At 75.5% G+C, this 18,935-nt stretch carries 16 protein-coding genes and 1 pseudogene; 6 read left to right on the top strand and 11 right to left on the bottom strand.

The window, feature by feature from the left end:
* Positions 1-38 precede the first annotated feature (38 nt).
* Positions 39-1,583 (bottom strand): DUF7059 domain-containing protein, encoded by a 1,545-nt coding sequence (locus GD632_RS13470; RefSeq protein ID WP_152192731.1) that lies wholly within the window; start codon positions 1,581-1,583, stop codon positions 39-41.
* Between the two features lie 122 nt (positions 1,584-1,705).
* Between GD632_RS13470 and GD632_RS13465 the strand changes: the two genes are divergently transcribed.
* From GD632_RS13465 to GD632_RS13455, 3 genes are all read left to right on the top strand, one after another.
* Entirely contained in the window at positions 1,706-3,721 is a 2,016-nt protein-coding gene (locus GD632_RS13465; protein ID WP_152192730.1) for a bifunctional metallophosphatase/5'-nucleotidase, read from the top strand.
* Positions 3,722-3,808: 87 nt separating this feature from the next.
* Positions 3,809-4,705 carry a 3-methyladenine DNA glycosylase gene (locus GD632_RS13460; RefSeq protein ID WP_152192729.1) on the top strand — a complete coding sequence of 299 codons (897 nt, stop codon included), beginning with the start codon at positions 3,809-3,811 and terminating at the stop codon, positions 4,703-4,705.
* Entirely contained in the window at positions 4,702-5,145 is a 444-nt protein-coding gene (locus tag GD632_RS13455; protein ID WP_152192728.1) for a hypothetical protein, read from the top strand. The genes GD632_RS13460 and GD632_RS13455 overlap by 4 nt, the downstream gene beginning before the upstream one ends.
* Before the next feature lie 26 nt (positions 5,146-5,171).
* On the opposite strand, the gene GD632_RS13450 is transcribed toward GD632_RS13455, so the two are convergent.
* The gene (locus GD632_RS13450) at positions 5,172-7,481 is read right to left on the bottom strand and encodes a sodium-translocating pyrophosphatase (RefSeq protein ID WP_193311486.1); all 2,310 of its coding nucleotides are present in this window, start codon (positions 7,479-7,481) and stop codon (positions 5,172-5,174) included.
* Positions 7,482-7,595: 114 nt separating this feature from the next.
* On the opposite strand from GD632_RS13450, the gene GD632_RS13445 reads away from it, so the two are divergent.
* Entirely contained in the window at positions 7,596-10,121 is a 2,526-nt protein-coding gene (locus GD632_RS13445) for a DEAD/DEAH box helicase (protein ID WP_452176657.1), read from the top strand.
* Between the two features lie 83 nt (positions 10,122-10,204).
* Here GD632_RS13445 and GD632_RS16275 read toward each other — a convergent pair.
* The 9 genes and pseudogenes from GD632_RS16275 to GD632_RS13400 all read right to left on the bottom strand — a co-directional run.
* A pseudogene (locus GD632_RS16275) lies at positions 10,205-10,522 on the bottom strand (Rv3654c family TadE-like protein); the annotation flags it as partial.
* Entirely contained in the window at positions 10,519-10,842 is a 324-nt protein-coding gene (locus tag GD632_RS13435) for a TadE family type IV pilus minor pilin (protein WP_226924873.1), read from the bottom strand. The gene GD632_RS13435 and the pseudogene GD632_RS16275, both read right to left, overlap by 4 nt.
* A 61-nt stretch (positions 10,843-10,903) precedes the next feature.
* Positions 10,904-11,149 carry a DUF4244 domain-containing protein gene (locus GD632_RS13430; protein ID WP_452176656.1) on the bottom strand — a complete coding sequence of 82 codons (246 nt, stop codon included), beginning with the start codon at positions 11,147-11,149 and terminating at the stop codon, positions 10,904-10,906.
* Between the two features lie 91 nt (positions 11,150-11,240).
* Positions 11,241-11,789: a type II secretion system F family protein gene (locus GD632_RS13425; RefSeq protein ID WP_152192723.1), complete on the bottom strand. Its 549-nt coding sequence runs from the start codon at positions 11,787-11,789 to the stop codon at positions 11,241-11,243.
* Positions 11,786-12,505, bottom strand: coding sequence for a hypothetical protein (locus GD632_RS13420; protein WP_152192722.1), 720 nt, complete (start codon positions 12,503-12,505; stop codon positions 11,786-11,788). The genes GD632_RS13425 and GD632_RS13420 overlap by 4 nt, the downstream gene beginning before the upstream one ends.
* Positions 12,502-13,653, bottom strand: coding sequence for a TadA family conjugal transfer-associated ATPase (locus GD632_RS13415; protein ID WP_152192721.1), 1,152 nt, complete (start codon positions 13,651-13,653; stop codon positions 12,502-12,504). Before GD632_RS13415 ends, GD632_RS13420 begins: the two co-directional genes overlap by 4 nt.
* Positions 13,650-14,639, bottom strand: a complete 990-nt coding sequence (gene ssd / locus GD632_RS13410; RefSeq protein ID WP_152192720.1) for a septum site-determining protein Ssd — start codon at positions 14,637-14,639, stop codon at positions 13,650-13,652. The genes GD632_RS13415 and ssd overlap by 4 nt, the downstream gene beginning before the upstream one ends.
* A gap of 119 nt (positions 14,640-14,758) precedes the next feature.
* Positions 14,759-14,911 carry a methionine/alanine import family NSS transporter small subunit gene (locus GD632_RS13405; protein WP_152192719.1) on the bottom strand — a complete coding sequence of 51 codons (153 nt, stop codon included), beginning with the start codon at positions 14,909-14,911 and terminating at the stop codon, positions 14,759-14,761.
* Positions 14,908-16,452, bottom strand: coding sequence for a sodium-dependent transporter (locus GD632_RS13400; protein ID WP_152192718.1), 1,545 nt, complete (start codon positions 16,450-16,452; stop codon positions 14,908-14,910). The genes GD632_RS13405 and GD632_RS13400 overlap by 4 nt, the downstream gene beginning before the upstream one ends.
* Positions 16,453-16,599: 147 nt before the next feature.
* Between GD632_RS13400 and GD632_RS13395 the strand changes: the two genes are divergently transcribed.
* Positions 16,600-17,397, top strand: a complete 798-nt coding sequence (locus GD632_RS13395; protein WP_152192717.1) for an HAD family hydrolase — start codon at positions 16,600-16,602, stop codon at positions 17,395-17,397.
* Between the two features lie 69 nt (positions 17,398-17,466).
* Complete coding sequence (locus GD632_RS16050; RefSeq protein WP_193311485.1) at positions 17,467-18,630, top strand: hypothetical protein; 1,164 nt, start codon at positions 17,467-17,469, stop codon at positions 18,628-18,630.
* Positions 18,631-18,935: the final 305 nt, after the last annotated feature.

Below are 18,935 nucleotides of genomic sequence, written 5' to 3'. Positions count from 1 at the left end.
GGGTGCGGCAGCCGGGCGGGCGCCGTCGCGGCCGCGGGTCAGTCGGCGGGCAGGAGGACGCCGTCGAGGAGCAGCTCGCGGGCGGCGGGCAGCACCTCGGCGGCGACGGCGTCGGCTGCCTGATCGAGGACGACGGCGAGCCCAGCGACGATCTGTCCGAGCGTCAGCTCACCGTCGCAGGCGCCGACGGCCCCGGCGACGAGCGTGCCGGGCTGGTAGGTCCGGCCGAAGCCGCCGCCCTGGCGCAGGAGGAGGACGCGCGGGTCGGGCTCCCCGGGACGCAGGTGGCGCTCCTCGGTGACGTCCTCGGCCACCCGCAGACGGTGGTCGGCGAGGGCGGCGTCGTCCGTCGCGGCGAGCCACTCCTGGGCGGCGAGCACGTGGGCGACGTGGCCGCCGAGCGGGCGGTGGACGGGCGTGGTGACCTCCTCGACGCGGCGCCAGCGTGGACGGGACCCCTCGGTAGGCCGGCGCAGGACGAGGTAGCCGAACCCGACGCCCTCCACCCCGCGGGCGGCGAAGTCGTCCAGCCACGCGGACAGCGCGGTGTCGAAGAGCGCGGTGCCCGGCCGCAGGCCGCCGTCGCGCAACCAGGTGTGGGCGTACTCGGCGGGGTCCTGCACCTCGCGCTGGACCACCCACCCGTCGGTGCCCGCGGCCTCGAGCCAGGTGCCCACCCGCTCGCGCCAGTCCTCGCCGGCGTGGTGCTCCCAGTTGCCGAGGAGCTGCGCCACGCCCCCGGCTGCGAGGTGGGTGCCGAGACCGGAGACCAGGTCGGCGACGAGCGAGTCACCGGGCATGGCGCCGTCGCGGTACTCCATGACCGGCAGGCCGGCGGCGTGGGCGGCGGGCGGGGTGATGACGAACGGCGGGTTCGACACGACGAGGTCGAAGCGCTCCCCGGCCACCGGCTCGAGCAGCGAGCCCTCGCGCAGCTCGACCGACGTCCCGGCGAGAGAGGAGTTGAAGGCGGCGAAGTCCAGGGCGCGGCGGGAGATGTCCGTGCCGAGGACGTGCTCGGCGTGCCGGGTCGCGTGGAGCGCCTGGACGCCGCAGCCGGTGCCGAGGTCGAGCACCCGGGGCCGGTGGTCGCGGACCGTGATGCGGGCGAGGGTGAGGGAGGCGCCCCCGATGCCGAGGACGTGGTCGGCGTGGAGGCTGCGGCCGGTGGCGAGCTCCCCGAGGTCGGAGGTCACCCACCAGCGGGCGTCACCGGCCGCGTCGCTCGCCTCGTAGGGCCGCAGGTCGACGGCGGCGCGCACCTCGTCGGCGGCGTCCTCCCCCGCCGCGGTGACGAGCCCGACGGCGGTGGCTCCCGCCGTCGTCGTCCGCGGCAGCGCGGCGTCGAGGGCGGCCCGGGACACCGCCCCGCCGAGGAGGAAGAGCCGGGAGAGGACCGCGGCGGGCTCGCGCGCTCCCTCCGTCGCGCGGCGGGCGGCGACCGGCTCCTCACGCCGGAGCGCGGCCGCCGCGACGGGGCCGAGGGCGTCCTCGACGTCCGCGCGGGTGAAGCCGGCGGCGAGGTCGGCACGCAGCCCGTCGGCGAGCACGGCGGGCAGGTGGGGCGCACGAGGGCTGGGCATGGACCTGAGCGTACGGGGGTGCCCTGTGTCACAGCGGCCCGCTAGCCTCGTCAGCGTCCGCCCACGGCGCGCCGGACCGGCCCGCACGACAGGCGACGTCCGCACCCACCCGGAAGGACCACATGCGCACACGCAGGGCAGTTCTCGCCGCCACCACGGCGGCTCTCCTCCTGGCCGCGGCGGCAGCACCCGCCGCCGGCCAGCCCGTCGAGCCGGACCGGCTCGAGCTCACGCTCCTGGCCACCACCGACGTCCACGGCCACGTCTACGACTGGGACTACTTCCGGGGCACGGCCTTCCCCGCGGACGACTCCCTCGGGCTCACCCGAGTGGCCACCGCCGTCGCAGAGGTGCGGGCCGAGAAGGGCGAGGACTCCGTCCTCCTCGTCGACAACGGCGACGCGATCCAGGGCACCCCGCTCACCTACTACTACGGCATGGGCGAGGGCCGCCAGGCCATCCTCGACGACGAGACCACCCACCCCGTGGCCACCGCCTTCAACGCCCTGGACTACGACGTCCAGGTCGTCGGGAACCACGAGTACAACTACGGGCTCGACCTGCTGAGCGCCTACGACGAGGACCTCGAGGCACCGCTGCTCGGCGCCAACGTCATCGACGTCGAGACGGGTGAGCCCTACCACCAGCCCTACGAGCTCGTGGAGATGGAGATCGACGGCGAGGACGTCACCGTCGGTGTCCTCGGGCTCGTGACGCCGGGCGTGCGGGTGTGGGACAAGCAGCACGTCGAGGGCGTGCTGGAGTTCCAGGACATGGTGACGGCGGCCGAGGAGTGGGTGCCGGAGGTGAACGCGCTCGCCGACGTCGTCGTCGTCATCGCGCACACCGGTGAGGGCAACGTGGCGGACGCCGACTACGACCCCGCCGCGCTGCACGAGGACGTCACCGGCAACATCGCACGCCTGGTGCCGGGCATCGACGTCATCGTCGCCGGGCACACCCACCAGGACGTCCCCGAACGGCTGTTCACCAACGTCGCGGGCGAGCAGGTGCTGATGACCCAGCCCACCTACTGGGCCCGGTCGGTCACCGAGACCACCCTCAACCTCGTCCCGGGCAGCGAGGGCGGCTGGGAGGTCGACTGGAGCGAGGGCAACGTCCCGACGGCGGTGGCGCACCGCGGCACCGACCACGCGGAGGACGAGGGCCTGCGCGAGCTGCTCGCCGAGGAGCACGAGACGACGGTCGGGTACGTCAACACCCCGGTCGCGGAGTCCGTGACGGACCTGCTCGCCGAGACCTCGCGCTACGAGGACACCCCGATCATCGACTTCATCAACCACGTCCAGCAGACCACCGTCGAGGCGGCGCTGAGCGAGGAGGACCGCGCCGGGCGGACCGTCATCTCCCAGGCCTCGCCCTTCTCGCGCACGGCCGTCTTCCCCGAGGGCGAGGTGACGATCGCGGACATCGCGGGACTGTACATCTACGAGAACACGCTCTCGGCCGTGGTCCTCACCGGTGCGGAGCTGCGCGACTACCTCGAGTACTCGGCCCGGTACTTCAACCAGGTGGAGGAGGGCGCGGAGTTCGACCCGGAGACCGGCACGAACGCCGTCTACCCCGACCGCCCGGAGGGCGTGCCGGACTACAACTACGACGTCATCTCAGGGCTCGAGTACTTCATCGACATCTCCCAGCCGGTCGGTGAGCGGATCACCGGCCTGTCCCACCCCGACGGCACGCCCGTGGTCGAGGACGACGAGTTCGTCATGGCGGTGAACAACTACCGCCAGAGCGGCGGTGGGGCCTTCCCGCACGTGGCGGACGCCGAGGTGGTCTACGACGAGCGCCTGGAGATCCGCCAGCTGCTCATCGAGTGGGCCCAGGAGCGCGGTGTCATCGACCCGGCGGACTTCTTCGTCGAGAACTGGTGGCTCATCACCGAGCCGCTCCCCGAGCCGGAGCCGACGACTCCCGGCGAGGAGCCGACCGAGGAGCCCTCACCGACGACGGCGCCCACGAGCCCGGACGCGACCGCGCCGCCCACCGCCGGCCCGGGCGGCGGGCAACTGCCAGCCACCGGCGCCCCGGTCGGGGCCCTCGCGGGCCTGGCCCTGCTCACCGTGCTCGGTGGTGCCGGGGCCCTGGCCCGCCGCCGCCGGCCCGGCAGGTAGCCCGCACCACCCAGACAGCGCCGACAGCCGGATTCCTCGCGGAGGAGTCCGGCTGTCGGGGCAGGGGCGGGTGCCTAGGCTGGGGGCATGACGGTCCAGGCGGTGGTCGAGGCACGGGTGCTGTCCGCGCCCGGGTGGGTGGCGCTCGATGCCGCCCACCGGCACCGCGCCCAAGAGCTCACGCGGGCGCACCGGGAGCGCCGCTCGCGCGGTGAGCGCCACGCGGTCGAGGACTTCCTCTTCGACTACTACGCGGTGCGCGCCGGGCGGCTCGACCGCTGGCACCCCGGCACCGGGGTGACGCTCCTCGCCGACGACGAGGAGCTGCTCGCCGGCCGGGCCGGCTGGCGCTGGCACGTGCGGACCCCGGGCGGCGGGGTGCGGCTCGACGCGGAGGCTTTCGTGGCCGACCGGGGCCCGGCGCTGCGGCAGCTCCTCACCGTCCTGCGCGCCACCGCAGCGCGGCCTGCCCACCTCGGCTGCCTCGGCCTGCACGAGTGGGCGATGGTGTACCGCCAGTCCGCGGCCGAGCGGCGCCACGGCCTCCCGCTCCGGCTGGGACCGGACGGGACGGACGCGGTGGTCGAAGGCCACCCCGTCCGCTGCACGCACTTCGATGCGTTCCGCTTCTTCACCTCCGCCGCACGGCCGGTCAACCGGCTGCAGCCCACCCGCGAGAACCAGCCCGAGCTCGAGCAGCCCGGCTGCCTCCACGCGAACATGGACCTCATGCGTGCGGCCCTCACCCTGGGGCCGGCGTGCCCGGGCGAGCTGCTCCTCGACTGCGTCGAGCTGGCCCGCGACATCCGCGTCCTCGACATGCGGGCCTCGCCCTACGACGTCACGTCCCTGGGCTACCGGCCGGTCGCCATCGAGACGGCCGAGGGCCGCGCGGAGTACGTGGCCGCGCAGCGCGCCTTCGCCGAGCGGTCGGCGCCGCTGCGGGAGCGGCTCGTCGCCGTCGGGGAGAGGCTGGGGCTGTGAGTACCGTTCCCGTGCGGGCCGCAGCCCTCGCCGCCGTCGTCGTCCTGCTCGCCGCGTGCGGGGCAGAGCCCTCCCCCGGCGGGCCGGCGCAGGAGACGCCGTCGTCCCACGAGCTGCCCACCACGCCGCCCGCGCCGACCGGCCCCGCCGTGGAGCGCACCCCACAGGTCGAGGCGGCCGTCGCGGACCTCGCGGAGCACCTCGGGATCGACCCGGCCGCGGTCACCGTGGTGAGCCGCGAGGACGTCACCTGGCCCGACGGCTCCCTTGGCTGCCCGCGACCGGGAATGAGCTACACCCAGGCCCAGGTGCCCGGCGCCCGCCTGGTGCTCGCGGCCGAGGGCCGGGAGTTCTCCTACCACGCGGGCCGCAGCGGCGACTTCGCCCGCTGCGCCTCCCCCCGGCTGGGCACGCCGGCGCCGCCCCCCGCCGAGAGCTGAGCGCCGCGGCGGGAGGCGGGCGCCGGTCAGCGCGGGCTGGACGCGGCGAGCGCGGCCCGGGCGTCGTTCTCCTGGTCGACCTTCGTGGCCCGGAGCCGGGAGGCGATGACGGCCCCGAAGGCGACGGCGGCGGCCGCCGAGGCGATGCCGATGCGCAGCACGTGGTTGGCGTCGGCCGGCACGCTCAGCTGGACGACGGCGGGCGCGATGAGGAGCGCGACGAGGTTCATCACCTTGATGAGCGGGTTGATCGCCGGGCCGGCGGTGTCCTTGAACGGGTCGCCGACCGTGTCGCCGATGACGACGGCGGCGTGCGCCTCCGAGCCCTTGCCGCCGTACCGGCCGTCCTCGACGATCTTCTTCGCGTTGTCCCACGTGCCGCCGGCGTTGGCGAGGAACACCGCCATGAGCACGCCGGCGCCGATCGAGCCGCCGAGGAAGCCGGCGAGCGGACCGACCCCGAGCCCGAACCCGACCGCGATCGGGGCGAAGGCGGCGAGCAGCCCGGGTGTGGCGAGCTCGCGCAGGGAGTCGCGGGTGCAGATGTCCACGACTCGGCCGTACTCGGGCCGGACCTCGCCGGTCATGATCCCCGGGTTCTCACGGAACTGGCGGCGGACCTCGAAGACGATCGCCCCGGCGGCACGGGTCACGGCGTCGATGGCCAGGCCGGAGAAGAGGAACACGGTGGCCGCGCCGAGGATGACGCCCACGAGGGTCACCGGCGAGATGATCTCGTAGCTGAGCATCGAGGTGACGATCCCCTCGGCCAGCTCGGTGCCGGAGTCGAGGATGTCGCGCAGGGACTGCTCCACGGCGTCGGCGTAGGACCCGAACAGCGCCGTGGCCGCGAGGACGGCGGTGGCGATCGCGATGCCCTTGGTGATGGCCTTGGTCGTGTTCCCGGCGGCGTCGAGGTCGGTGAGGATCTGGGCACCCTCCGCGCCGACCTCCCCCGACATCTCGGCGATGCCCTGCGCGTTGTCCGACACCGGGCCGAAGGTGTCCATCGCGACGATGACGCCGACGGTGGTGAGCAGGCCGCAGCCGGCGAGCGCGACGAGGAAGAGCGAGAGCCACACCGAGCCGCCCGCGAGGAGGAAGACCCCGCAGATCGCGGCGGCGATGATGCCGGCGGTGTAGACGGCCGACTCAAAGCCCACCCCGATGCCGGACAGCACGACGGTCGCGGCGCCGGTCTGGGAGGTGCTGGCCACGTGCAGGGTGGGCTTGGAGGTGGTGCCGGTGAAGTAGCCGGTCAGCCAGAGGATGACCCCGGCGAGGACGACGCCGATCGTGACGGCGGCGGCGGCGATGAGCCGGGGGTCGCCGGGGTGGTCGGCGAGCTCCGTGCTCACCCCGGTGATGGCGCCGAACGTGGAGGGCAGGTAGAGGAAGGCGGCGACCGCCGCGAGGAGCACCCCGGCCAGCGCGGAGATGTAGAAGCCGCGGTAGATCGTCGTGAGTGCGTCCTCGGTGCCGCGCACCCGGGTGATGGCCACGCCGAGGACGGCGACGACGGCGCCGATGGCCGCGACGATGAGCGGGAAGATGATGCCCTGCTCACCGAAGGCCGCCTTGCCGAGGATGAGCGAGGCGACGAGCGTGACGGCGTAGGACTCGAAGAGGTCGGCAGCCATGCCGGCGCAGTCCCCGACGTTGTCCCCGACGTTGTCGGCGATGGTGGCGGCGTTGCGGGGGTCGTCCTCGGGGATGCCCTGCTCGACCTTGCCGACGAGGTCGGCGCCGACGTCCGCGGCCTTGGTGAAGATGCCGCCGCCGACCCGCATGAACATGGCGAGCAGGGCGGCGCCGAAGCCGAAGCCCTCGAGGACGGCCGGTGCGTCGCCCTGGAAGATGAGCACGACGCCGGCGGCACCGAGCAGGCCCAGGCCGACGACGGACATCCCCACGACCCCGCCCGTGCGGAACGCGATGCGGGCGCCCTCCCGGCGGCCGCCGGGGTGCTGCGCGGACGCGGCCACGCGCAGGTTGGCGCGGACGGCCAGCCACATGCCGAGGTAGCCGATCGCGGCGGAGAACCCGGCACCGAAGACGAACGCGACGGCGCGGCCCACCTTGATCCCGCCGTCGCCGGGGAGCAGGAACAGCAGCGCGAGGACGACGACGACGAAGAGGGCCAGCGTGCGGAACTGCCGGTTCAGGTAGGCCCGGGCCCCCTCCTGGATCGCCTGGGCGATCTCCCTCATGCGGATCGATCCCTCGTCGGCCGCGAGCACCTGACCGCGCAGCACGAACGCGATCACCAGCGCGACGACCGCGATGCCCGCGATGACCCCGACTATGACCAGACTTGATGCACTCAGCTCGAGCATCCGCCCTCCTCGGCAGTGCCCACCGGCGCTCACAGCGGTGTCAGCGCTCGGCGGCGTTCGTGCGGCGCAACCGCCGCGCATTGACGTGCCGGAGTCTACGCACGTCGGCGGCTCCTGCAGAGCACTTCTGGGGCGACGGGGCGAGAATCGGGCTGTCGGACGACCCGGCTCGTCCCTCCGACCAGTCCCCGTGCCGCCCGCGGAGGTCCGCGGGGCGATGATGGCGGGGTGACCGAGCTCCTTCCCCTCCTCCACCAGCTCGGCGAGGGTGACGACCGGTTGCTCCACGTCGAGCGGATCCCGGCCCGCGCCGGACGCACGGGCGGCTGGCCCGCGTGGGCGGACGCCGACCTCGTCGCGGGCTACCGCCGGCTGGGGGTCGAGGCGCCCTGGGAGCACCAGGTGGAGGCCGCGGAGTCGGTGTGGTCGGGGCGCCACACCGTCATCGCCACGGCGACCGGCTCGGGGAAGTCGCTGGCCGCGTGGCTGCCGGCCATCAGTGCCGTGCGGGAGGGCGCCGAGGCGGCCGCCGGTCCCGGCTCCGGCAGGATCGCCGGGTACGCCCGCCGCCCCACGACGCTGTACCTCTCGCCGACGAAGGCGCTCGCCGCCGACCAGCTCGCCGGGCTCGAGCGGCTCCTCGACGCGGCGTCGCTGCGGGGCGTACGGGCCACCACCTGCGACGGCGACACCCCGCTCGCCGAGCGCGACTGGGCCCGCGACCACGCCGACATCGTGCTGAGCAACCCCGACTTCCTCCACTTCTCGATGCTGCCCCGCCACCGACGCTGGCAGCGGCTCCTGCGGGGGCTGCGCTTCGTCGTGGTCGACGAGTGCCACGCCTACCGCGGCGTCCTGGGGGCGCACGTGGCCCTCGTGCTGCGCCGGCTGCTGCGGGTCGCGGAGCACTACGGCGCGCGCCCGACGGTGGTCCTCGCCTCGGCGACGACGGGCGACCCGGCCGCGACCGGCGCGCGGCTCATCGGTGTCGACCCGGCCGAGGTGCACGCGGTCGTCGAGGACACGGCACCCAGCGGCACCCGCACGATCGTCCTGTGGCAGCCCGGCTTCACCCGCGAGGGTCGGCAGTGGCCCGGCGAGGGGGTGGCGCTGCCCGAGGAGCAGGCCGAGCTCGACGCCGCAGGTCCGCGGCGCAGCGCCTCCAGCGAGGCCTCCGCCCTCGTCGCCCGGCTGGTGCGGGCGGGTGCGCGGACGCTCGCCTTCGTCCGCTCCCGCTACGGGGCCGAGGCGGTCGCCGAGCAGATCCAGCACCAGCTCGCCGGCACCGGGCTGTCCGACCGGGTGGCCGCGTACCGTGGCGGTTACCTCCCCGAGGAGCGCCGCGCCCTGGAGCGCGCCCTCCGCGAGGGGGACCTGCTCGCGCTGGCAACGACGAACGCGCTCGAGTTGGGCGTGGACGTCTCCGGGCTGGACGCCGTCGTCATGACGGGCTGGCCGGGCACACGGGTGTCGATGTGGCAGCAGGCGGGCCGCTCGGGGCGCGCCGGACGCGACGGCCTGGCGGTGCTCGTCGCCTCGGAGGACCCGCTGGACGCCTATCTCGTCCACCACCCCGAGGCGGTGTTCGGCCAGGCGGTGGAGGTGACGACCTTCGACCCCGCCAACCCCTACGTCCTGGCCCCGCACCTCTGTGCCGCGGCCTCCGAGGTGCCGCTCACCGAGGCGGACCTGCCGCGCTTCGGGCTGGCCGACGACTCCCTCCTCCAGCTGCTCGCCGCCCAGGAGTTCCTGCGCCGCCGCCCGAACGGCTGGTTCTGGAACTTCGCCCGCCCTGAGCAGCCCTCCTCCCTCACCGACCTGCGCGGGGGCCACGGGCAGCCGGTGCAGGTGGTCGAGGCGGGCACGGGCCGTGTCCTCGGCACGGTGGACGGCGCACGCGCCGACGGGACGGTCCACCCGGGCGCCGTCTACGTCCACCAGGGCCGCACCTTCGTCGTCGACTCCCTCGCCGACGACGTCGCCCTCGTCCACGCCGAGCCCGAGGTGTCCTACCGGACCAAGGCGCGCAGCGCGACGACCGTGCGGATCATCGAGGAGCGGGAGCACGCCGGGTGGCTCCACCCGGGTGGGGCCACGGTGCGGTGGTCACGCGGGGCGGTGGAGGTGACCTCCCAGGTGACCGGCTTCGACCGCCGCCGGCTGCCCGGCCTGGAGATCGTCGGCAGCTACCCGCTCGAGCTTCCCGAGCGCGTGCTGCGCACGAGCGCGGTGTGGTGGTCGGTGAGCGCTGCGGCGCTGGCTGAGGTCGGGGTGGGCGCCGACGTGCTCCCCGGCGCGCTACACGCCGCCGAGCACGCGGCCATCGGGCTCCTCCCGATCGTCGCCACCTGCGACCGCTGGGACCTCGGGGGCCTGTCGACCGCCGTCCACCAGGACACGCTCGTGCCCACGGTCTTCGTCCATGACGCCTACCCGGGCGGTGCGGGCTTCGCCGAGCGCGGGTTCCGGGCCGCCCGGGAGTGGCTGACGGCGACCCTCGGCGCGGTGGCCGGCTGCGGCTGCGCCGACGGCTGCCCGAGCTGCGTCCAGTCACCCAAGTGCGGCAACGGCAACTCCCCCCTCGACAAGGCCGCGGCGGTGCGCGTGCTGCGCTTCCTCGTCGCCGCCTGTCCCGCATAGCCGCGGCGAGCCGTCCGCCGCGCCGGTCCCGCGCGCGCGCCCGCACGGGCGACGAGCCCCGGACCGACGTCGCGGGCGACCTCGACCGCGACCTCCGCCCCCTCGACGGCGCAGCGCACCAGGGCCGTCCCGTGGGCGGACGCCACCCGCGCGGCCACCGCGCAGGCACCCGACCCACCCGGCGCGCCGGGCGCGTGCACCCGTTCGGCCGCGGCCAGCGCGGCGAGGTCTGCGGCGACCTGGGCGACGCCTCGTCCCGCGACGACGCGTCCGAGCGTCGCGACCGTGACGAGGAGGACGAGCGCGACGGCGACCACCCCGATCGCCAGGACCGTCCCCGAGCCCCGCTCCCTCGGCCGGGCGTGCGGTGGGGCGCTCGGCCCGCGGCACGGCCCGCTCACGGTCCCGGCTCCACCCAGGCGCGGGCGCTGCCGCGGGCCTCGAGCGTGCCGGCACCCAGCACCCCGGCGGCGACCGGGCGGACGACGACGACCTCCACCCACGAGCCGTCGACGTCGACGCTCACCTCGGCGTCGGCGCCCGCGAGGTCGCGTGCGACGGCCGCCACGACGGTCACCGGCTCGCCGATCGCCGCCGCCCGGGCGGCGGCACGCGCCGCGTCGGCGCAGCGGACCTGCCCGAGGACGGCGGCGCCCAGGGTGCAGCACACGAGCAGCACCATGACGACGGCGGGCAGGACGAGCGCCAGCTCCGCCGTCACCGCGCCCCGCTCGCCCCGGAGGTGCACGCGCCGCGGGCGCCGTCCTGCCCCGCCGCCCACGTCATCCCACCTGGAGGGCCTGGCGGATGATGCCGAGGAGGAACCCCCGCGCCTCGGCACTGCGCAGGATGACGAGGAGCAGCCCCGCGAAGCCCGCAGCGGCTAGGGTGGCGATCGCGTACTCGGCCGTGGCCATACCGGCCTCGGCCGTCTGGCGGAGCGTCCGCAGGCGGGCCTGCAGGGACGCACGTGCCGTTCGTGCCCAACGCATGATGGTGGTCCTTTCGTCGGTCCGGCTGCGAGTCAGCCGGTCCGCCCACTGTGAGCCGCCGCCCGCACCCCGCGTCCGGTCCGGACCGCGTCCTGTGCACGGTGCCCACGTGAGCGGCACCTGGGACTCAGCGCCCGAGCAGCGAGCCGACGCCCGAGAGGAGCACCGGGGCCATCGCCAGCAGGACGAAGGCCGGCAGGAAGCACAGGCCGAGCGGCAGGACGAGACGCGCGCCCAGCCGGGCCGCTGCCTCCTGCGCCTCCTGGCGGCGGCGGGACCGGATAGAGGCGGCGGCCTGCCGCACGAGCGGGCACGGGTCCACGCCGTCGGTCCACCCCGGTTCCAGGGCCGCCGCGAGGGGACGCAGCACCGCCGGGCAGGACTCCCAGGCCTCGCGCCACGTGGCGCCCAGGCGCAGGGCGGTGCCGGCGGACCGCAGCTGCGCCGCCACCGGGTCCGGCGCCGTGGCCCCGGCGAGGGCGGCGAGTGCGCCGGGGACGGAGGCTCCCGAGGCGAGCGCGACGTCGAGGAGGTCGAGGAGGACCGCGGCGTCGGTCGCGGCGGGGGGCCGCTGCCCCCGCCGTCGTCCGGCCCGCGTCGCGCGGGGCGCGCCGGGCCGCGCCAGCAGCCACGGCACCGCGGCGAGGGCGCCCGCGAGCACGAGGGCGGCGGTCACCGCGCCACCGCCGCCCGCGAGCGCCGGGGCACGGCGAGACCGGGAGCCTCCGCAGCCGTCACGAGCGCCGTGGTCCACCGCCGTCCGGCGAGGAGGAGGAGCAGCCCGGCGAGGACGCTGGCGGTCCCCCACCCGCCGTCGGTCGCGGAGCCGAGCGGGTCCGCCCCGAGCCCCGCGCCGAGGAGGAGCCCGAGGAGCGGCAGCCCCGCGAGGATGCGCGCGGTGGACCGGGGACCGGCGAGCGCGACCCGGCGGGCGTCGCGCGCCTGCTCCGCCTCGGTCACCGTCACGGCGCAGCGGTCGAGCACCTCGGCGAGCGGGGAACCCAGGGTGTGCGTGAGCCGGCTGGCGGCGACCACGGTGCGGACCGCAGCGGTCGCCGCGGGGTCGGCGCCACAGTGGACCGCGAGCCGGGCCAGCGCCGGGGGCACGCCCACCTCCGGGCCGGGCACCCCGCCACCAGCCACGACGGGCGGGCCGAGCAGCCGGCCCACCGTCGTCGCCCACGCGGCCTCGGGGGTGGCACCGGTCCGCAACCGGCTCGCCACCTCGGTGACGACGACGGCGAGGTCGAGTCGGCGGGCCTGCCGCCGTCCGCGACGCGGCCACCGTCGCGACCACCGGCCCGGCCACGGTCCGTGCCGCACCCGGGGGACCGGACGCCCGGGCGTCCACGCGAGGGCGGTGAGCACCGTGAGGAGCACGAGGAGGGTCATGCCCGCTCCCGCTGGTCGAGCCGGTCCGCGAGCGCCGGCCATGCCGGCCCCTCCCGCACCTCCCCGCGGGCCGTGACCCGCAGCGCGGTGTCGCACACGAGCTCGGCGCCGCGCCGGGCGAGCACGCCGACCTCCGTCAGCCGCCGCCCGCCCTCGGTGCGGCTCACGTGGAGGACGGCGTCCAGCGCGCTCACCGCCTGGACGGCGACGGCGTGCTCCCCCAGACCGGCGAGCGACCCGAGGGCGACGAGCCGGGCGGGCACGTCGGCCGGGGCGTTGGCGTGGACGGTGGCCCAGCCGCCGTCGTGCCCGGTGTTGAGGGCACCGAGGACCTCGCGCACCTCGGCCCCGCGACACTCCCCCAGAACGAGACGGTCCGGCCGCATCCGCATCGCCGCCCGGACGAGCTCGGCCATCTCCACGCCACCGGCCTGCTGGACGTTGGCCCGGCGCACCTGGAGGTGGACCACGTGCGGGTGGTCGGGGCGCAGCTCGACCGCCTCCTCGATGCACACGATCCGCTCGTGCGGGCCCACCGTGGACAGCAGCGCGGCGAGGAGGGTCGTCTTGCCGGCCCCGGCGGCGCCGCTGACGAGGACGTTGGCGCGCGCGGCGACCAGCCCGCGCAGGACGTCGGCGAGCGGCGGAGCGACGGTCCCGCCGGTGACGAGCTCCTCGACGGTCAGCACCCGCCCACGCTGGGTGCGGAGGCTGATGAGGGTGCCGTCGGCGGACACGGGCGGCAGCACCGCGTGGAGGCGGGTGCCGTCGGGCAGGGCACCGTCGACGACGGGGCACGCCTCGTCGAGCCGCTGCCCGCACGCCGCCGCCAGCCGGGTGGCCAGTGCCCGGACCTCCGCCTCCCCGCCGAGCTCGAGCGGCACGGCCACCAGTCCCCTCCCGCGGTCGGCCCACACGCCACCGGCCCCGTTGACGAGGACGTCTGTCACGCTCGGGTCCTCGAGGAGCCCCTGGAGCTCCCCGGCACCCACCAGGGCGGCACGAGCCCGGGAGTCGAGCTCGAGCAGCGCCCGCCAGCCCTGCGCCGCGGGGCCGGCCGCGCCGACGACGGCGGAGCTCACCGCCGCGCCGTCGGCCTCCCCTCCGCCGCGGGCCAGGGCCGCCCGGACGTCGGCCACGGTCGTCACGACGCCAGCCCCACCGTCCGCAGCAGCCGTCGCCCGGTCGCGACGAGCGGCCCACGCCGCTGGTCCCCGGGTGAGAGCCCACGCTCGACCGCGGCGGTGAACGCCCGCTCGGGGCGGAGGACCGCGGCGAGCGGCCGCCCGCACACGTCGGCGACGTCTTCCGGCAGCAGCGTGCCCGCCGCCGGTCCCCGCACCACCAGTCGCACCTCACCGAGGACGTTCACCGCCGCCGCGGCTGCGGCGGCGGCCCGGGTGTCGCAGGCGGTGAGGAGGACCGTCTCGTGGCACAGCGCCGACCACTCCGCGGCGGCGCCCGGCGCCAGCACCGCCCGCGGCAGGTCGAGGAGGACGGCGTCGGCGGCCCTGGTGAGCGCACCGACGGCCTCGAGGGCCACCGGGTGTGCGCCCGGCACACCGCCGCGGACGTCGGAGGACAGCACCCGCGCCCCGTGCCACTGGGGCAGCGCGGCCATGAGCCTGTCCGGCGGGAAGCCACCACGTTCGGCCAGGACGTCGCACCAGCGCGGACCGGCGTCGTGCTCGATCCCGAGGAGCACCTCGAGGCCTCCGCCCGCGGGATCGAGGTCGACCAGCGCCGTCGTCCACCCGGCCGCCACGGCCAGCCGTGCGAGGACCGCTGCCAGCGCCGAGGCCCCGACACCGCCCACCGCGCCCACCACCCCGACCACCCGCGCACGGCGGGGAGCGGCCGCGCGGCTCAGCGCGTCCAGCACCACCTCCGCGTCCGCGGGCAGGTGCAGCCCTCCGTCGCCGAGCTCGAGCACCTCCCCGGCGGTGGCGGTCCCCCGCCAGGGCGGGCCGGTCGGGTCGGCCGTGTCGTCGATGAGCAGCGCCGCCGTCGCCGGCGGGTCGCTACCCGGCTGGCACACCTCCAGCTCCACGCCCGCGAGGACGCACAGCCGCCGGACGCGCTCGACGACGTGCCGGTCCCCCGAGCGGAGCACCGCTCGCGCTGCTGACTCCATGCTCGCCCTCCTCCGTCACCCCGAGGATGGCGACGAGGGCAGCCGGGTGGGCGGGCACGGCGCAGGACTGGGGAGGAACGACCCGCGAGCCGGCCCTGGGGACCGGTGGGCCCGTCGGCTCAGTGCTGAGGCGTCCTGGAGGGGCCCGGTCGCGCCGTCGGGGCGTCGTCGTCCTCGAGCGGGTGCTTGGCGAGGAAGGTGATGGCCACGACGAGCCCACCCCAGATGACGAGCATGGCGATGATCATGAACAGGATCGCGAGCGGGGTCATCGCCCCACCTCCTCGAACGCGGGGATCGGGTCGGGCGTGAAGTCGTCGACGGGCCGGCGCCAGGGGATGAGGGTGTACACGAGCGCGGCGACGGCCATGAGGCCGAGGGTGCCCCACCCGGCGATGTTGAGGAAGGCCAACGGGTAGTCCTCGTACCGCTCGCCCAGGAGGGTGCGCAGGCTCGTGACGAGCATGATGGTGAGCGCGAGGGGCACGACCAGCCCGACGAGGACGCTCCACCAGCGGCCCACGTGGCCGGAGGACACGGCGTTGAGGTGGGCGCGGAGCTCGGGCAGCCTGCGCGCCCCGAGCGTGACGATGACGCAGGTGGCGATCGCCGAGACGACGACGCCGACCTCGTTCGTGTACTTGTCCACCGTGTCGAGCACGGCCAGGCCGGACGTCGAGGAGTACAGGGCCAGCGAGATGACGGCCGCGAGCCCACCGATGAGGAGCGAGACCTGCACGCGGCTGAGCCCGAACTTCTCCTGGAACGCCGCGGAGACGACCTGGAGGATCGAGATGAGCGACGTGAAGCCGGCGAGCGCGAGCGAGGTGAAGAACAGCACCCCGAAGATCGGCCCCCCGGGCATCATCGAGACGATCTGCGGGAAGGTCGCGAAGCTGAGCATGGGGCCGGTGAGGTTCTCCAGCTCCCCGACCCCGACGCCCTGCTGGGCGGCCATGAAGCCGAGGGTGGCGAACACACCGATCCCGGCGAGCAGCTCGAAGGAGGAGTTGGCGAAGGCGACGACGTACCCGGTGGGGGCGACGTTCGAGCGGCGCTTGAGGTAGCTCGAGTACGTGATCATGATGCCGAAGGCGATCGACAGCGAGAAGAAGATCTGGCTGTAGGCCGCGATCCACACGTTCGCGTCGAGCAGCGCCTCCCAGTTCGGGGTGAAGAAGGCGGTGAGACCGTCGGAGGCGCCCTCCAGGAAGAGCGCCCGGACCACCATGACCGTGAACAGCACGACGAGCAAGGGCATGAAGATCTTGTTCGCCCGCTCCAGCCCCCGCTGCACGCCGAGCGCGAGGACGACGAGGACGACGAGCCACAGCACGAGCATCGGCCAGAAGATCCCGCCGACGAGGTCGGTGCTCAGGCCGGCGCCGCTGTACTGGAGGAAGTCCCCGATGAAGAAGCCGGCAGGGTCGTCGCCCCAGGCCGCGTCCACCGAGAAGCCGATGTAGCGGATCGCCCACACGACGATGACCGTGTAGTACGTGGCGATGATGAAGGAGATGGCCACCTGGAACCAGCCCAGCGGCTCGAACTTCCGGCCCAGCCGCCGGAACACGGCGGGCGCGGAACCGCGGAAGCGGTGACCGAGGGAGTAGTCGAGCAGGAGGATCGGGACGCCCGCGGTGAGGAGGGCGACGAGGTAGGGGATGAGGAAGGCGCCGCCGCCGTTCTCGTAGGCCACACCGGGGAACCGCCAGATGTTCCCCAGTCCGACCGCCGAGCCGATCGCGGCCAGGATGAAGCCGTACTGGCCTGTCCACTGCTCCCGCTCGGGTGCCGCTGTCCGGTCTGCCATCGGGTCCCCTCGTCGTCAGCCCACCGGCGTCGGTGGTGCCGGGAAATCTAGCCCTCCCGATCGGGGGAGGACGAGCGGACGTCTCACCAGTCGGACACCCGCTCGTGGGGGCGGTGTCGGACTCTGCCGTTAGGGTCGGCGCAGGAGGTGCTTCCGTTGTCACACACGTCGCCTGGGCGTCCCGCGGCCTTCTTCGACCTCGACAAGACCGTCATCGCCGGCTCCTCGTCCCTCGCGCTGTCCAAGGCCTTCTACGCCGACGGCCTGCTCACCCGCGCCGGCGCCCTGCGCGGCCTGTACGCCCAGCTCGGCTACCTCTCCTTCGGGGCCGACCACGACCAGACCGAGCGGATGAAGGACCGGCTGGCGCGTGTCTCCCTCGGCTGGGACGCCGCTCGGACCGAGGCCGTGGCCGCCGCGGCGGTCGACACGCACGTGCGACCGGTCGTCTACCAGGAGGCGCTCGAGCTCATCGCCGGGCACCGGGCTGCCGGGGAGGACGTCGTCGTCGTCTCCGCGTCGAGCGAGGCGGTCGTCCGGCCGATCGGGGAGCTGCTCGGGGCCGACCACGTCATCGCGACCCGGCCCGTCGTCACCGACGGCCGTTTCACCGACCAGCTCGAGTTCTACGCCTACGGGCCGACGAAGGCGACGGCGATCCAGGAGCTCGCCCGCGAGCGTGGCTACGACCTCGCCGCCAGCCACGCCTACAGCGACTCCGTCACCGACCTGCCGATGCTCGAGGCGGTCGGGAACCCGGTGGCGGTCAACCCCGACCGCGCCCTGCGCCGCCACGCGATCGCCCGGGGCTGGCAGGTGCGTGACTTCTCCCGCCCGGTACCGGTGCGGCCTCCTCGCCGGCCTCGCGCGCTGGTCGCGGGAGCCGCCGGGGCGGTGCTTCTCGCGGCCCTCGCGTGGCGGGCCGGGCGGCGCAAGGCGCGCTGACCGGCGCGCCGCCCCCCGCGCCACGTCCGCGCCTCGCTACGTTGAGGACCGCAGACCCGAGGAGGCGACGTGTCCGACAACCCCTATGAGCGCGACAACCCCGACGAGCCGGTCGAGCCGGTGGCCGCCCCGACCGACTCCGAGGCCACGACCGGCACGCCGTCGGACCCGCCGTGGTCGCAGCGGCTCGACCCCGCCCCGCCCGCCGACGACGCCCCGTGGCTCGCCGACGACGACGGCGCCCGCTCGGCCCACGACGCGACCGGCCCGGTCACACCGACCACCGACGACGACGGCGCCCGGCCGGCCGACGACACGCCCGCTGCGGCCCCGGGTGAGCCGGCGCTCCCGTCCGACGACGTCACCCGCCCGGTCCCCCTCGTGCAGTCCGGTGACGAGGCCGGTACCCGTGCGTCGGCCCGCGGGGAGACCACCCCCGCCGGCGACGCCGACCGCACCCAGGTGCTGCGCACCCACCAGGCCGAGCGGCCGGTGCCGCGCTCCGGTCTCGCCGAGCACCGCAGCGCCGCCTACCTCACCGGCGAGCGCCCCGTGGAGCAGGAGCCGCGCCCGGAGCCCGAGAGCACCCCCACGGCCACCACCCCCGCACCCTGGCTGACCGGTGCGGGCGCGGCCGCGGCCACCGCCGCCCCGGCCCCCGTCACCCGCGAGGACAGCCCGGCCGAGGAGGAGCACGCCCGGCGGGACCGTGAGGTCCTCCTCGAGGGCACCACCGCCCACACCCGCCCCCCGTCGCGGGCGAAGGCGCACGTCCTGACGATCGTCGTCACCCTCCTCCTCACGCCGGTCGCGTGGTACCTCCTCGCGGACGCCGGCGCGCGGCTCACCCTCCCGCCGGGCAACCCGTGGGAGACCGCGAACCTCAACGTCGCGGCCCTGCTCGAGCTCGCCGGCGGCCTGCTCGTCCTCGTCCTCGTCCTCCTCGCCGCCCGGTGGAGCTCGGTCGGGGCGATCGTCACCGGCGCGCTCGTCGTCGTCGTCGGCGTCCCCTTCGTCGCCGTGCCGGCGTGGACCCAGGACCTCCTCGAGCCGGTGGAGTCGTGGCTCGCGGGGCTGGGCGACTTCGGTGACAACGTCGCCCACCACCTCGTCGCCTCCGGCAGCACCGGCCGGCTCGTCGCCGTCGGGGTGGCCCTCGTGCTCGTCGGCGTCGTCTCCCACGGCGCTCGCCGCCAGGGCCGCCGCGAGGTGCGCCCCGCCGTCGAGGCCTGAGGGCCCACGAGGAACGGGCCCGCCGCGGGAGCTCTCGACAAACACGCCGTTGTACACGTCGTGCGCGGAGGAGGCCGAGGGTCATCGTCGGGCCGGCGACGACCACGAGAATCGTCGCAACGGCCTCGGCGGCGAAGATCCCGAGCGGGAGCGTCCCGCACCGTCCTCGCCCTCGCGGCACGGGGCGGCGTCGGACGCCGTGCCCGCGCACGCCGCACGGCGGGTACATTCGAGGCGTGCCGATGTGACCCCCGCCATACCCGGGGGCACGGCGATGGAAACGAACGATGTCGTCCGGAGGAAAC

Source organism: Georgenia satyanarayanai (assembly GCF_009193135.1).
Taxonomy (GTDB): domain Bacteria; phylum Actinomycetota; class Actinomycetes; order Actinomycetales; family Actinomycetaceae; genus Oceanitalea; species Oceanitalea satyanarayanai.
This window is presented reverse-complemented; position numbering and strand designations above follow the sequence as displayed.